The sequence below is a fragment of the Photobacterium makurazakiensis genome (assembly GCF_050336715.1).
Lineage (GTDB): Bacteria > Pseudomonadota > Gammaproteobacteria > Enterobacterales > Vibrionaceae > Photobacterium > Photobacterium makurazakiensis.
On the sequence record NZ_JAKJSJ010000026.1, the window covers coordinates 21,972 to 36,761 of the forward strand.

At 41.1% G+C, this 14,790-nt stretch carries 14 protein-coding genes; 7 read left to right on the top strand and 7 right to left on the bottom strand.

Annotated features, from left to right (window positions below; genetic code table 11):
- Positions 1–40: 40 nt before the first annotated feature.
- On the bottom strand, positions 41–991 hold the full coding sequence (locus L4D09_RS12870; protein ID WP_428457908.1) for a hypothetical protein: 951 nt from the start codon (positions 989–991) through the stop codon (positions 41–43).
- A 163-nt stretch (positions 992–1,154) separates the two neighbouring features.
- On the opposite strand from L4D09_RS12870, the gene L4D09_RS12875 reads away from it, so the two are divergent.
- Positions 1,155–1,631 (top strand): Lrp/AsnC family transcriptional regulator, encoded by a 477-nt coding sequence (locus L4D09_RS12875; protein WP_428457909.1) that lies wholly within the window; start codon positions 1,155–1,157, stop codon positions 1,629–1,631.
- A 69-nt stretch (positions 1,632–1,700) separates the two neighbouring features.
- Here the strand turns inward: L4D09_RS12875 and L4D09_RS12880 are convergent, their stop codons facing one another.
- A complete protein-coding gene (locus L4D09_RS12880) occupies positions 1,701–2,597 on the bottom strand; it encodes a LysR family transcriptional regulator (protein ID WP_428457910.1) in 897 nt (298 codons plus the stop codon).
- A gap of 172 nt (positions 2,598–2,769) precedes the next feature.
- Here L4D09_RS12880 and L4D09_RS12885 point away from each other — a divergent pair, with 172 nt between their 5' ends.
- Both L4D09_RS12885 and L4D09_RS12890 read left to right on the top strand, forming a co-directional pair.
- Positions 2,770–3,591, top strand: a complete 822-nt coding sequence (locus tag L4D09_RS12885; RefSeq protein WP_428457911.1) for a DUF4344 domain-containing metallopeptidase — start codon at positions 2,770–2,772, stop codon at positions 3,589–3,591.
- Positions 3,592–3,856: 265 nt separating this feature from the next.
- The gene (locus L4D09_RS12890) at positions 3,857–4,204 is read left to right on the top strand and encodes a hypothetical protein (RefSeq protein ID WP_428457912.1); all 348 of its coding nucleotides are present in this window, start codon (positions 3,857–3,859) and stop codon (positions 4,202–4,204) included.
- Positions 4,205–4,352: 148 nt separating this feature from the next.
- On the opposite strand, the gene L4D09_RS12895 is transcribed toward L4D09_RS12890, so the two are convergent.
- On the bottom strand, positions 4,353–4,601 hold the full coding sequence (locus L4D09_RS12895) for an HP1242/YdcH family protein (RefSeq protein ID WP_428457913.1): 249 nt from the start codon (positions 4,599–4,601) through the stop codon (positions 4,353–4,355).
- Positions 4,602–4,796: 195 nt separating this feature from the next.
- Positions 4,797–6,074, bottom strand: a complete 1,278-nt coding sequence (locus L4D09_RS12900) for an NRAMP family divalent metal transporter (protein ID WP_428457914.1) — start codon at positions 6,072–6,074, stop codon at positions 4,797–4,799.
- Positions 6,075–6,479: 405 nt separating this feature from the next.
- Between L4D09_RS12900 and L4D09_RS12905 the strand changes: the two genes are divergently transcribed.
- The 4 genes from L4D09_RS12905 to L4D09_RS12920 all read left to right on the top strand — a co-directional run bounded on the left by L4D09_RS12905 (position 6,480) and on the right by L4D09_RS12920 (position 11,546).
- Complete coding sequence (locus L4D09_RS12905) at positions 6,480–9,899, top strand: intermembrane phospholipid transport protein YdbH family protein (protein WP_428457915.1); 3,420 nt, start codon at positions 6,480–6,482, stop codon at positions 9,897–9,899.
- A 36-nt stretch (positions 9,900–9,935) separates the two neighbouring features.
- The gene (locus L4D09_RS12910; protein WP_428457916.1) at positions 9,936–10,151 is read left to right on the top strand and encodes a YnbE family lipoprotein; all 216 of its coding nucleotides are present in this window, start codon (positions 9,936–9,938) and stop codon (positions 10,149–10,151) included.
- A gap of 18 nt (positions 10,152–10,169) precedes the next feature.
- On the top strand, positions 10,170–10,493 hold the full coding sequence (locus L4D09_RS12915) for a YdbL family probable chaperone protein (RefSeq protein WP_428457917.1): 324 nt from the start codon (positions 10,170–10,172) through the stop codon (positions 10,491–10,493).
- 102 nt (positions 10,494–10,595) lie between these two features.
- A complete protein-coding gene (locus L4D09_RS12920) occupies positions 10,596–11,546 on the top strand; it encodes a YeiH family protein (protein WP_428457918.1) in 951 nt (316 codons plus the stop codon).
- Positions 11,547–11,923: 377 nt separating this feature from the next.
- Here L4D09_RS12920 and L4D09_RS12925 read toward each other — a convergent pair whose 3' ends face one another.
- The 3 genes from L4D09_RS12925 to L4D09_RS12935 form a co-directional block, all read right to left on the bottom strand.
- Positions 11,924–12,802 carry an alpha/beta hydrolase family protein gene (locus tag L4D09_RS12925; protein WP_428457919.1) on the bottom strand — a complete coding sequence of 293 codons (879 nt, stop codon included), beginning with the start codon at positions 12,800–12,802 and terminating at the stop codon, positions 11,924–11,926.
- Between the two features lie 133 nt (positions 12,803–12,935).
- A complete protein-coding gene (locus L4D09_RS12930) occupies positions 12,936–14,237 on the bottom strand; it encodes a Y-family DNA polymerase (RefSeq protein ID WP_428457920.1) in 1,302 nt (433 codons plus the stop codon).
- Between the two features lie 4 nt (positions 14,238–14,241).
- The gene (locus L4D09_RS12935) at positions 14,242–14,625 is read right to left on the bottom strand and encodes a LexA family protein (RefSeq protein ID WP_428457921.1); all 384 of its coding nucleotides are present in this window, start codon (positions 14,623–14,625) and stop codon (positions 14,242–14,244) included.
- Positions 14,626–14,790: the final 165 nt, after the last annotated feature.

Below are 14,790 nucleotides of genomic sequence, written 5' to 3' on the forward strand. Positions count from 1 at the left end.
CACTCGAATCTTTCCCTGCGTGAGACCACGCATCCTCATACTAGGACTGTGATAATGAATTACCGTCTAAAGACTCTTTTCTATTTCTGTAAGCCATGTATATGCGGGAAATAACCACCATAACAACAATAGAAAAAATTATCCTTGCCCATAAAACCATCATTAAATCGGCCCCTAGCAGCAAAACTAACGCGGTGTCTTCAATAATACTGTGTAGCAAATTAAGTAACAGAACGGTAATTAACGCATCGGCACGCGACAAGTTACCGTTTTTAGTTTCATTGATAATTAGCCCACCACCATATGAAAGACCTAATGTAATACCAACAACGGCTAAATTTGCAGCATCTTTACTCACCCTTAGCATCTTTAATAAAGGAGTAAGAATCAACCCCATCAGATTTTCTATCTTTAACAGCTTCAAAATTCGTAGCATACAAAGCAGTATCGCAATAACGACAAATATGCTTATTAGGCTTTCAAGTTGGCCAAGGCCCCAATCAAAATAATTGTCATACACTTTACTCTCACCTTGCCACAGTATTCTAGTAACGTGCTGATTTGTTGATGTCGCGTCAAAGTAAACTTTTTGCAGCCAAGCAAAGAGAAGCCCTCCAACCACTCTCAAAGATACGATCGCCCATAAAGGAGCACCTGCTTTCTTCGAGATCGTTGACTCCAAAGGTAATCCATGACAAATAAGAAGCAAACTACTAAGCACCGTAACCTGAGCAACAGTCAGGGTTGCCTCAGTATTGATTAGCACTAAAATCCCCGCATAGAGGTTCGTCAGCATCGTTGTCGCCCAAACTAAAGCCATTGAACTCGGTAAGCCTAGTATGGCCATTAATGGCTCTAATAGATCGCTTAATAGCTCGACGCCACCGAGTTTATCCGCAATTTCAATGAGTATAATCATGGGGATCATGACCTTAAATAAAGTCATTGTTGTAGACAGTATATCGATCCCTAACTGTTTAAATTCTTGCAAAAGTCGGCTCATTTTCGTTAGCTTATTTCTGTGTTTGAATGCTGCTATGATAGAGCTATCTTAGTTAAGAGTATTTTGTATTTAGCGCCTCAAGTAGTGATTAATTTCTTATCTACTTACCATTAGCTTTAAATATTAATAAAAAATAGGGGTTTGAGAAATTTTGAACATTGACCGCATAGATCGTAACATTCTGATGGTTTTACAAAAGAATAATCGAATTCCTAATGTCGATCTTGCCGATGAAGTAGGACTCTCACCACCAGCCTGTCTGAAGCGAGTCAAACGTCTACGCGAAGAAGGGGCGATTATTGGTGACGTCTCTCTAGTAAACCCAGAGTTAGTCGGAAATATAATAACCTTTATCGTCTCCATCGAAATGGACAGTGACAGAGGAGACATTTACCACAGCTTTCGCTCCTCGATATTAAAATATCCAGAAGTTACCCAGTGTTATCAGATATCTGGGAGTTATGACTTTTTGCTTATTATTCAAGTCAAAGGGATTCCTGAGTATGAGAGTTTCATCGAGAATTCTTTGCGTAAAGACCTGAATATTAGAAAGTTTCATACCTCACTTTCTCTAAGAACGGTTAAATTTACAACTGAAGTGAGCCTAGAAAACATTTCTTTAGATTAAAGACCTTTTCACGGCACGTGCTAGCTATCTCCGTGCCGTGTGTTCTTCCTACCATTACCACCACACAAATTATTTAGAAAATTGCTTTTTCCACAATGATTCAATGTGTTTAACACACCATGTTTTAGCTTTACCCATTCTGCTACGGTTCCATGCAACCACCAGCTCTAATTCATAAACCGGATCATCACCAATAACGGCCAGTTCACCATTGGCAATGGCTTGCTCGGCAAAGCTAGAAGGTAATGTCGCAATACCTAGGCCAGCTTTAAGCGCAGCAGCTTTACCATTCATTGAGCTAACCGTTAATAATGGCTGATCATCGAGAATATTATGCGTAAGCGGTGGCAGACTTCTTGCTGTATCAGCAACAGCGATACCACGGTATAGTTTTCTTACCGCCGGATCTAATGGGTCATCATGCTGATGAATAGGATGATCAGGATGCGCAACCCACACCGTGTCTAATGTCCCTAAAGGTTTAATTTTAACTTCTGGCGGAGCGACGGCAGGTGCTGGCGCAATTAATATATCGGCGCGATCTTGGGCTAACGCTTCCCAACATCCCGCCAATATTTCTTCTTGAAAACGTAAACGGGTTTTACTTTGTTGCCCTAGTCCTTCAACTAATGGCAAAAGATGTTCAAGTTTTACCAAGCCATCATAAGCGATAGTTAAGTCTAGCTCCCAACCGTGTGCTAATGCACTCGCATCTGAAATCATCTCATCGGCCGCAGTTAGTAATAATCGACCTCTTTCTAATAGTAATTGCCCTGCTTTAGTAAATACCGCCTTATGCCCTGAACGATCGAAGATCACCAGATCTAAATCTTGTTCTAATTTTTGCACCTGGTAACTCAGCGAAGAAGGCGCCCGCCCAAGTTCTTCAGAAGCCGCAGCAAAACTGCCACGACGCTCAATCGCATCAAGAACCAATAATGCTTCAAAAGATAATAATTTATTCACGTATTCCCCAGTACCATTGATGCAAACATCCATTTCATTCTATTTATCACCATACCTCAGCCCTTCAGTTGCTACCACGAGTTTATACAGATTTCACATCTATTTTGAAATCCATGCTCTGTTGTACCACCCTTAATAAAAGTATTAAATCAAACACACTTAGCGAGACGATATGGCTTTTTATTCGATAGGCACACGCCTACTTCCTCTATTTATTATTGGCTTTAGCGTATTAACTTGTTTGCCTTTTACCGCTCTAGCAAATGAAAAGGCCAAAGCTAGCGTTCAAATATCTTTTCTTCCGAGCACCAATGAAAAAGACACTCAGGCAATAACCTTGATACAGCAATCTCAGACGATCGATATCATTCGCCAATTAAGCCAGTCTATCGTGCAATTTACGCCACCAGTAGAAATTATTTTTGGTACCGAAGATGGGCCACTGTATGACCCAGAACTACATCAAATCCACATTCCTTATTCTTTTTGGCACCATGCGACGGAACGATTTACTTCATCGATGTCTGAGCAGGCACATAAAACCAGCCAAGATACCCATTTAATTCAACTCAGTGCCCTCGATACATTACTTCATACACTCTTGCATGAGCTTGGCCATGCCTACATAGAAGCAAATAGCATTCCGGTATTAGGTAAAGAAGAAGATGCCGTTGATAGTTTTGCGACCATAGTGTTACTTAACTTCGTTGATAATGGCGATGCTATCGCTATTAGTGCCGCAGATCTTTTTGCGCTTGAAGACGAGGAAGTTGATCATTTTGAAAGTCTGGATTTCATCGATGAACATAGCCTCGATATACAACGGTTTTATTATACGTTATGCCTTGTATATGGTAGTGATCCTGAAAGTCATCCCCAGTTATTAGATGATATCGAAAAACAATTCAAAACAGAGCAAGAAGACATTTGTATTGAAGAGTTTGAACGTGTATCAACAAACTGGCTTTTTTACCTCAATGAACCAGAGCATTAGATAAACCAAGAGGATAAAATCATATACAGGCAACTGTAGCACATTCAAATTTAAGAATTTATATTCACAATTACTTGTATATCCCCCGAGGATTTTCTCACCAAGGTGATATCTTACTCATAAAAATGAATAAAAGGCCGTGATATACGCCTCCCAAAGTCAGTCCCTTTGATCTAGGTTAATAATCAACGCCTTGCGCTAAAATATATTGGTTTAACGCGAATAAGGAACTACGCATAAAATATTACCAATAAGGAATTACTGCATGGAACAGCCTTCTAAGTCGCTCTCTCAAACAATCTCTTACCTTAAACACTGCACCACACAGCTTGTAGTTAACCGTGTAGCGATACCCAGCGAGATAATAAATAAACGTACCAATGAGATCGCATCCATTGAATACCTAGAGCTAGAACAGGCTGGCGAACAAATTGTTCAATTGCAGAAAACATTATTTAGAGCCCTACATGCGCTCGATGCAAAGGAAAACGAAGACGTTAAAGAGTCCCTTATTCACGCCATTAAAATGGTAAACAGTGACTTAAGTATTCCTGTAAGCAAATCGACCAAGCAAGTAAAGAATGCTCTGAGTGAGCCATCACTGGCTGGATAGGCATTATATTTACCTTTACGCTCCACTCATAACACACCAGATTCTAAAAACGATAAGCAATATATCCAACATGGAAACCTAGCCGGATACGAAAGTTAACCACATCCTGTCTGTATCCGGCCTTTTTTACCGCTTAACTTTTTTAACGCTAACTTTCTTTTTCTGCCTTTACCCGCTGATGTAACTTATCTTTCAACTCAGAACGATCATGTTTTAGTTGATGCATTTCTTCATCTGCTATGGGTGAGCCTCGTAACTCCAATGTACGAATTTCTTTATCCATTGCATTGTATTGCTTATTTAGGTTTTTAAAGGATTCATCACTTTCAACTAAAGCGTTAATGGTTTCTTTAAACTCTGGAAAATCATTAAGTAGAGAGTGCTCTTCACCCAACATAGCGGCCTCTTTCATGTCTGAGTTGATACGAAGTTATAGATTACCGATTAATCCTTGATAAGGTTAGTCAATGAACAATCACTTTTCAGCTTTCGTTGATAGTAATTGATGAATATTGAACATATTAAGATTTCAAGACCTAGAAACAAAAAAGCCAGCAAATGCTGGCCTTTGAAGTATTACGGTTTCAGTCGGTTACATTAACCATTTCCACCAAATGAATACCGCTAAGAATCCAAATAGATACGTTAAGCCAACCCAAGACAGTACTGTCATCGAGCGGCTCCACTGCAAAGCTTTCGGTAACGCTGTTTTTGCTACCAACTGATAGTTAAGTAATGCAAATACTGGCGTGGTCATAAAGGCCAATATCATTGCGAAATCAAGTAAAGGCATCAGCGCTGAGCTGAAAAAAAGAATGATAGCCATTGCAGATATAGCAATAACCAACATCCAAGCATTGTGGTATTTACGTTGACCTAGTTCTTTCTTCTGAAGTAATAGTTGTGCCTCTGCCATTGCACGAGAATAACCGTCGATAACCGTTATCGTACTACCGAAAATACAGAAAAAAGCGACTGCTGCAATAAGGTAACGAGACCACTCACCAATTGTTGAAGCATACATACTGACAAGTTGGTGCGAAAAGCCAATACCTGACGATTTTAGCTCTGCCCCAGTGCCGTGTAGAACTAGTGCCCCTAAAGACAGAAAGACAACAGCCAAAACAGCCGTGCCGATATAACCAACATTAAAATCAAATAATGCAGACTGCGATGTAACATTTTGCTCTTTACGTTGGCTCTTCAACCACAGTGATGTAAGGCACGAAATTTCAATCGGTGCAGGCATCCACCCCATCATGACAACAATAAAGCCAATAGATGCGATAGACCATGCAGATGGTGCATCAAAATCTGCCGCAGCCGCACTGCCATTACTCGCAGCAATAGCGACGGCACTCACCGTTGCTACCACTAAAACAGCCATAATGACTTTGGATAGCTTATCTAACGCTTTATAGTGGCCCGCAAACAATATTGCCAAACAAGCAGAAACAACAACACCAGATAAAACAGGGAGTGACAGCGTCACTGGTAGGAAGTAACCCAATAAACTCGCACTAAATAGCAGTAAGGCAGCGGTATTTACAATACCGGAAATTAAGCTCAAACCAGTAAACACCCATAAATAGGCGCGTCCCATGCTATCGTAGCCTTGAACCAAGCTATTTCCCGTCCCCATGGTGTATTGCACCCCGGCACGGAAGAACGGGTATTTAAGTAAATTCACAACCAGAATAAAAAGCGCAAGCTGCCAGCCAAAAATCGCCCCCGCTTTTGTTGATGCCACTAAATGAGAGCCACCAACAGCGGCAGTCGCCATCATGATGCCTGGGCCTAAAGATTTAATTAGCTGAGGTAAACGCAGTCTATTTTCGGAGTCGGGTTGGATTGAAGCACTGTCTGACATAATCACGTCCTGATGATTGTTATCGTTTTATGTATTTGTTAACCCTTTCTCGCAGTTTTAACATAAAGAATCAACCATCCCTTTATTGGCAATTAGAGCCATTCACTAAATAAGCACAAAAACTCAGTGAATAACGTCAAGATCGAGCGTTCCAGCAACGTAATTATCAGGTTAAACCTACAAAAAAAACAATAAAAAAATCACTATATTTCAATAGGTTTTCCAAGGTTCGATATTTTATTCTGTAAAAGTCGCTGATTAGACAACAGGTGATAATCATGCGTGCCCTGCATTGGGCCTCAGTAATAAATAGGACTAATTTATGTAACAACTTTAGCCACACCGATTATGCTTATGTGAGCGACTCGCTAATTATGCTTAATTTTTTTGTTGTATGTTGAGTTCATGGATAACACTGAAGAGAACGCTAGTAGAACACCATCATCACGTCCTCCTCCCCCTCGACACCGTCGTAAAGTCAGGGTGTTTTTTTATGGGTTTTGTTTTCTATTAGCCTTAATCATTATTCCGGCCATACTTCTTCCCCCTTGGTTAGCAACGAAAGGCATCGAAATTAATGCTATCTCTGGGATCAGCTTGGGCAAACGTATTGTCATTAACGAACTTGCTATCTCTATAAACAGTTATACCATCACGATGAAACAGTTGGTGCTGGAACATTTCGTCGATGATGAAAGCGCCATCTCTGATGCCTCTTGGCGCTTAACGTCAGAGCACACAAAAGTTCGGCTTGCGCCGACACTACGACAATTAACTCACCAGCAAGGCGTTACAATGAGTGACATTGATTTATACGATGTCACTTTCAACTTAACTGACCTTTCTCCCCCTTATGTTTTCAGTGCCAATGCTCGATTGGCCTCAATGTATCTAAAGGGAAAAAGTGCTCAGCCAATTCAGCAAAAAGTGCATGACCTCAACCTTGTTTTAACGACGGAGCCTTTTATCACATTAACGGGTGACTTTAATGCTGCGCACATTACCGCGCTGCATCCTGCGGATGTACATACTCATCAATACCCCATTGATATTAATAAAACGCATTTTTCAATTAGCTGGCAACCTTATACCACCCCGCTCAGCGTACATATCGATAGTTTGAACCCACAATGGCCATCAACCACGCATGGATTCCAACAACATGGCGAAAACATTACGTTTAGTACCGACCTTAGCCAACTAACTACCACTATAAAGCTCACAGCAGATGCCCTTGCCCTTGATCGGCCTGCAAACCTCCCCGAATTCATTGAAAAGCCAGACGATGAGCACGATGGCATCCATTTAGGCAGGGCAATAGCAAGCCTTGCCCAGTTGCCATTACAAAAGGTAAAAATTAAACAATTCAGTTATGGTGAATTAATCATTCGATCACGATTAGTACTAGAAACACCCAGAGTGAGAATGAATAGACCAAATAAGAAGGCAAAGTTGCACTTAAAAGGTCAAGCGCTTGGGCCTGATCCCTATAATATTAACGTTCTGGTAAAGCATACTGGCAATCTTGACGCTCGCTTTTCTGGCACTATATCGGGACCAAAAGGTAACAGCCTTGATTGCCAAGCCGATGTTAACTTCTCGAGCCCCTTACCCAAAAAACTGAACTGCAGCGCAAACTTCAAACACACGCAAGATTTCACTAACAAATTAAAGTTGTTTGATATGCCTCATGCGGCCTTAAATAAACCCATAGAATTGATTGCAACTCAAACCAGCCTTCAACTAGCACCACCACGCAAAAAAACTCAGACCGCTGACACCGATACGATAGCGCCTCAATCCTCTTACTATCAATACCAAGATGTATTAAGAACCCACTATCGTATCCAGATTGTTTTACCCGAAAGTATTAATGTCAATTTGAACAAGTATGCTTTTCAGCACCCAGCCCTGAATACGGCAACACAATTAGAGCGGCGCGTCTCTTCAGTTGCTCTTCGTACCGATGGTACGCTCAACTTAAATGCTATTTATGAAAATGACCAAGTACGTTTAAGCCTTGATGAAAAAACAACCTCAACCAATAAGCCAGAGGTACTATCTTTCTCTAACCAAGAAATTGACAGCCAATTTACGACAAAGATTTCAACATTCAACTGTCAAATACCGTTTAGCTTAAAAGGAAAAAAACAAGCCCCGAAAACAAACGCTCCCCCCCAAGGCAAGTTACAATGTCACTCTAAGCTACATATTAAAAGTGCGATTGGCACACTATCGCCTTCGCCAGACATCGTCTTAAGCAAAATTACAGCACAGAGTGCGATTGCCATTCATTGGACCACGGATACTCTTGATGCCGAATTGAACCAATCACGGATAAATGTAGAAACGCTACAAATGTATTTAGGTGGTACTTGGGTCGAAACTAAAGCCGATAAACTGCAACTTATCGCTGAACGTATCAATGTCACACAACAATTTGCTAGCAATACCACCAAAAACCTAACCGTGAAAATTCAAGATAAACCTTTATCTCTCACCGCTAATATCTCGGCACAACAGCTGATCACGAACAGTGAAACTAAATCAACACGCCGACATCCAAAGAGCAAAAAAAATGCCCTACAAAATAAGAATCAGCTTCCTGTACAAAAATACCAAAGTAAAGTAACTGCCACATTTTCGAATAGTACATTATCGAGCCTTTTTAGTAACAAACAGGCACTGCAAACAGTGTCGAGTTTCCAGTTAAGTAGCGATTATCATATTGGGGTTAACATAACTCAAAATGCCCAGCCACTGCCTTCAATGTTTGCGAGCGGCGCTATAACGTACCTTAACGACAATATCCTTATTGACGGCATCACAACGAATAACAAAAAGGTTCGCTTGTTACCATTTAAGGTTCGCTACAATACCAAATCGCAAGATGCGGATATAACGCTACACCGTAACGACATTGTCTTTACCGCTAAAAAAACACTAAAGAAGTATTTTTTACCGCATTTACCAACTACCTATGATTTGAACAGCGGAACCGTTAGTTTTGATGCCAAATTTGCACGCCGAAACAATCTATGGACAGGTAAGGTTGGCGTTTTCACTGATGGGTTAAGTGGCTATGTTAACAATATTCATTTTGCCGATGTCAATATTGCCTTAACATCACAAATAACCCCGCTAGGTATTCGCTCTATCCACCCGATCAGCATTCATGCTGGCTATTTGCATGCAGGCGTATTACTTGAGAATCTCTTCGCTATTCTCGAGTTTGATACACAAACATCACGTTACAGGTTACGTCGAGCAAATGCTTATAGCTTAGGCGGCTCTATAAGCGTTCATGATGTTCAAAGCAATAGCCTTCGTCATATCCCAACAACACCGATTATCATTCATGGTTTAGATTTAACCAAGCTCATAGAAAGTATTGATTTAAAAGATATTGAAGCGACGGGAACGTTAGATGGCACACTGCCTTTGGCCTTTAACGATGGCCTGCCTGTGGTAACAAATGGCACACTTCATGCTCGCTATCCCGGTGGAGTTTTAAAATACAAAGAAGGCTCAAAAATCGACCAAAACATCGAAGCCGCCGGTGAAAATAGCCTTGCAATGATTAGTCGGATTCTCAAAAATTATAACTACCACTCGTTATCGGTTGATCTAGACTATTCTAAAGAAGGTCAACTTAATATGAGTTCTCGATTTAAAGGGCATAATCCTGACTTTTTGAAAGGACAACCCATTAACTTGAACCTCAATATTGAAGATGATATTCCAGCATTACTAAAGACACTCAGTGTCATCAATTCTTCGAAGCTGGAAAGTATGTTTTTAAAGCAGCTTGGTATAGATGAGTAGCATTTTGCGCTTGCAGTTTTAATAGGGTTGTAGCTAATGGATATTCAACTTAAGCTTTTCTATATACCGATTCTCTTAGCATTATTTAGCATGTTAATGGTATCTTCATTGTCTGGTTGTACACCAACAGTACAAGTTGCCGCTTCAGACAAACCCATTGAAGTTAATTTAAATGTAAAAATTGAACATGAAATCCGGATTAAAGTAGATAAGGAAATTGATGACTTATTCAGTGATGACGATGTATTCTAATCAGGCAGGGAGCATGCCATGAAGAATTTACTGATCTTTTTTATTCCCATTTTAATATCATTCAACGCGTTTGCGTTAGATTTGCAACAAGCCAAAGATCAAGGGTTAGTCGGAGAGACAAACTCGGGATTTATTGCACCAGTGACGTCTCGACCGTCACAAGAAGTAAAAAAACTAGTATCAACGGTAAACAATCGACGCAAAGAGCGGTTTAAAAAAATTGCGGTATCCCATGGATTATCACCACGTGAAGTTGGTCAAATTGCACATAAAAAAGCAGTCGAAAAAACAGATCCTGGACATTACTACCAAAACTCTTCTGGGAAATGGGTTAGAAAGTAACATATTCAATTAAATTTAACCCTAGCATCAAAAGTTTTAAATTTTACGAACTGTCCATTCCTCGTATACTCACACGACATTAATGTCGTCTATCGAACTTTCATGTCACAACTATATAATACGTTTTCTAGATGCACCAAATCAGACTATCTGTTTATTGCTGTTGCACTGCTTTGCCTGCTGCCTTTTATTAGCTCCCCCATCGCTCTCATACTGGGATTCACCTTAGCAACATTAGGTTTTGTACCAACACAATTTAATCTTGCTGCTTTAACCAAAAAATTATTGTCTTATTCTATTATTGGCCTTGGTTTTGGTATTCACCTTGATCAGGCCGTCGCAGCAAGCCAGCAAGGCTTTGGCCTAATTGTTGGATCTATTTTCTTTACCTTAGTACTCGGTTTTGCTCTAACAAAACTGCTACGACTGGATAAAAAAACGGGTCACCTTATTGCATCAGGTACTGCAATTTGTGGTGGCAGTGCCATTGCTGCTGTCGCACCCGCCATTAATGCGCGAGACGATCAAACCTCGCTAGCACTCGCCACTGTTTTTGTGCTCAATGCCATTGCACTGTTCATTTTTCCCGTTATCGGTCACGCATTAGAAATGAGCCAACATGCATTTGGAACATGGGCTGCTATCGCCATTCACGACACCTCATCAGTTGTCGGTGCTGCTGGTGCTTATGGTGATGAAGCACTTAAAACCGCGACAACATTAAAACTGGCCCGGGCGCTTTGGATCATCCCAATCGCTTTACTCAGTGCACTTTTATTTAAGGGCGACAGAAAGAAAATAAGTATTCCATATTTTATTCTCTTCTATTGCCTAGCCATTTTAGTTGCTTATGCACTACCCGATTTCCAATCAATATACCAACAAGTATTCACGCTTTCTAAACGAATGCTGGTTGTTTGCTTGTTTTTGATTGGTTCAGGTATAACAGTGCAAAAACTACGTACGGCAGGCTTTCAGCCTCTGCTGCTTGGTATCATATTATGGGTGTGTATTGGCGGAGGTTCGCTCGCCTATATCCAACTGACCATATAGCTTGTATAACGTTTTTAACAAAAATCACAGCAAGATTGGCGCTACGGTGTAACGTCAATCTTGTCGGGTTTACTCAGCTCTTGTATATTGTGTCGCTCGCGTGACCGCAACGATCCCTCTCTTGCCTTTTTGATACCTAGTCGTAATACAATCAAAAAAGCCGCTAAGTGAAGCAATGCACTTGTTAAGCCTGTTGTTATTAAAGAAAACCCAAGCAACCCAATAACAACTCCTATCCATTTGAACATCATCGTAAACGCCACTCTCTTAAACTCTATTTCTAATGGTTAAGTAGTAGTATTAACGATATGGATATAATCAGAAATTCGCTTTCACTCTATGACAGAGAGATTGGTTATATGGCACCGTTCAAGCTTCTATTCATAACCATACTTTTTCACAAACATCATATAGGCGGCCAACGTATCATCTTGCATCAATAAGTCTGTTGGTTCTGCCGTTGAAATTGTTTCAACCGATTTTTTCAAACTAGAAATAGCGCCATGTAATTTCTGATTTTGATCCGGTGTAGACCAACGATCACCTTCGCTCGCGAGTAGCAACACGGGGCCTTCATAGCCAGCGAGTGATTGATACATATCTAAAGATTGCAGCTCATCAGCAATGTTGCTGTACTTTTTCCACCGCTTCCACCACGGCTGCTGCTCAATAGCCTCTTCAAAATTCGTTATAACACCTTCTACAACGATCGCATTCGTATTATGTCGAGAAGCGATGTCTGATACCCAGAAATTACTCATCGCTGTACCATGTACAATCAAAAAATCATGAGGATGAGCTTGCCTAACCTGATCATAAACATTGTCCGCATCAGCTTTTAGCCGTCGGAGTGATGGCCATTCCCCATGGCTATCTAACCCTCGATTATTAATGGCAATGACATTCAGCCCTAAAAAAGCAAACTGCCCAAGAATATCCGCCTTGCTCAAGCCATCTTGATAAGGCGTACCTCCGAAATACAACACGGTATTTTCACTGCCATTAACCGATAGTCGAAGCCCTTTCACCACCAGTCCATCATCGTGGGTGACGGTAATTGCCTTTATCGTATGCTTGCTGGGCTGGAACCAACTAGCCTGCTGATATTGTTTAAGATTAAGAGGCTCACGCACTTTATACGAGAGTAGCGCCTCTTTTTGCAGAGTCGATGTACACCCTGCTAGCACCGTAAACAACAAGAAAAACGAAAAAGGAAATAGCCGTATTTTTTGAAATATATGGAACGTGGAATTCATACCGATCACTTTCTAAATATCTTACCCTGATGATCAATACATACCCCAAATCACAATTAAAAATCACGAGTGATTTGTCATTTATTCGAGTCATAACAATAAATTACCCTCGAAGTTACATCACGCTCATCCGCTAACACTTCGCAACTTGCAGCTCATCCAAACGCGTTGTCCAGCGGTTAGAACGAAAAGCCTGCCGCATATGCCAATTGGTAGAACCAATAACAGAGGCTGGTTTAATGCCATTTTTAAATCGAGCATTCATCTGGTCAGTCATCGCCATTAGATCCCTGCGTTTCATTTCCGCTAGGGCGCTGGTATCAAACATATCGAACTGAAATTGATCATTCTTTGCATCTGTCAGTTCATCAAGGATCACCCCTATTTTCTGGTATTCATAACCTGGCCGATACATTTGATCCAGCTGCTCCAAAGCTGAAGACAAAAACTTATAGGTATCTTGACTCGGACACATCAGTACTCGCGCACTACTTTTATTATGTTGAGGTAAATCTTTGTAGCGGTTGGTACGCAAGAATATTCCCACAACACCGGCTTGGCTGCTTTGTTTCCGTAATTTTTCTCCGGCTCTTTGACAGTGAAAAGCTAGCGCAGCTTTCAGATCATCAAGATCACTAATTCCTACGCCAAAGCTACGACTTGATAAAATCTGTTTACGCCTTTCATCAATATCACCGGGGGTAATACATGCAATACCTTGTAGTTCCAATACCGTACGAGCCAGACCCACATTCCATAACCGCCGCATATCCGCTGGCTCTTTTTCAGCTAGTTGAAGCGCATTCGTCACACCAGAAGTTCGTAACCGTGTTGCTGTTCGTGCACCAACCCCCCAAATATCTTGTATCTCGGTTCGCGCCAACAACCAGTTGCGCCGATGATCAGAATCTATTTGAATAACGCCCTTCACTTTAGACTCATACTGCTTTGCAGCCTGATTACCAAGCTTAGCCAGTGTCGGCGTCGCCCCAATACCAACCCGTACAGGTAAGCCTAGGTGTCGGTCAATGGTGTCACGTATCTCATGGCCATATTGCGTAAGCCCATCAAGCTTAAAGCCATCTAAACGAACAAATGCTTCATCGATTGAATATTGTTCAACATGTGGTGAAAAACGATGAAGCTCTTCGATAAATCGCCGGCTCATATCAGCATAAAGCGTATAATTAGAGCTTCTTACTTCAACGCCCATCCTCCTAGCTTCACGTTCAATTTTGAACCATGGTGCACCACGCTGAATACCCAACGCTTTCGCTTCTGATGACAGTGCCACACAGCAGCCATCATTATTACTTAGCACCACGACAGGTTTATTAACGAGTTTCGGGTCAAAAAGCTGCTCACAAGAACAATAGAAACTCTTCGCATCCACCAGCGCCCAGACTTGATCACGGTATCCTGACAATGCAGCCATGACTTTACTCCAGCAGGTTATGAATATTGCGCGTTACCACCCCGAATATTTCTGAATCTTCAGGCATAGGAAAGGGCTTAAAGCTTGGGTTTTCTGCCACCAACCACCATGATTCATCATGCCGAACGAGACGTTTACACGTAAATTCATCATAAATTCTGACAATAACAATCCGTCCAGGTACCACTGGTTCTGCTCTGTCTACCACCAACAAATCACCATCGTAAATTCCAGCCCCAACCATAGACTCGCCAGAAGCTCGCAACAAAAACGTCGCATTAGGGTTTCTGATCAAGTAGCTGTCGAGATCGAGATCCTCTTGATGTCCATCAGCCGGTGAAGGAAAGCCACACGTGACAGACTCAATAAATAAAGGAACTGCATTCATTATTCAGCACCACACAATACTGTACATATATACAGTTTAATCAAAAAGCAGCACTATAGTCACGATTCATCTCGACCTTTTGTCTGCAATTGAACATTCAGTAAGCAATTTATTAAAAATACAGTGTCTCAGAGGGCATTATCGCTATAATCAAAAACTTAGATG

Excerpts from the sequence above, each read along its gene's own strand:
- L4D09_RS12905 (WP_428457915.1), top strand. The coding sequence starts at position 6,480 with ATGGATAACACTGAAGAGAACGCTAGTAGAACACCATCATCACGTCCT.
- L4D09_RS12925 (WP_428457919.1), bottom strand. The coding sequence starts at position 12,802 with ATGAATTCCACGTTCCATATATTTCAAAAAATACGGCTATTTCCTTTT.
- L4D09_RS12930 (WP_428457920.1), bottom strand. The coding sequence starts at position 14,237 with ATGGCTGCATTGTCAGGATACCGTGATCAAGTCTGGGCGCTGGTGGAT.
- L4D09_RS12900 (WP_428457914.1), bottom strand. The coding sequence starts at position 6,074 with ATGTCAGACAGTGCTTCAATCCAACCCGACTCCGAAAATAGACTGCGT.
- L4D09_RS12910 (WP_428457916.1), top strand. The coding sequence starts at position 9,936 with ATGGATATTCAACTTAAGCTTTTCTATATACCGATTCTCTTAGCATTA.
- L4D09_RS12920 (WP_428457918.1), top strand. The coding sequence starts at position 10,596 with ATGTCACAACTATATAATACGTTTTCTAGATGCACCAAATCAGACTAT.
- L4D09_RS12885 (WP_428457911.1), top strand. The coding sequence starts at position 2,770 with ATGGCTTTTTATTCGATAGGCACACGCCTACTTCCTCTATTTATTATT.
- L4D09_RS12915 (WP_428457917.1), top strand. The coding sequence starts at position 10,170 with ATGAAGAATTTACTGATCTTTTTTATTCCCATTTTAATATCATTCAAC.
- L4D09_RS12935 (WP_428457921.1), bottom strand. The coding sequence starts at position 14,625 with ATGAATGCAGTTCCTTTATTTATTGAGTCTGTCACGTGTGGCTTTCCT.
- L4D09_RS12895 (WP_428457913.1), bottom strand. The coding sequence starts at position 4,601 with ATGTTGGGTGAAGAGCACTCTCTACTTAATGATTTTCCAGAGTTTAAA.
- L4D09_RS12890 (WP_428457912.1), top strand. The coding sequence starts at position 3,857 with ATGGAACAGCCTTCTAAGTCGCTCTCTCAAACAATCTCTTACCTTAAA.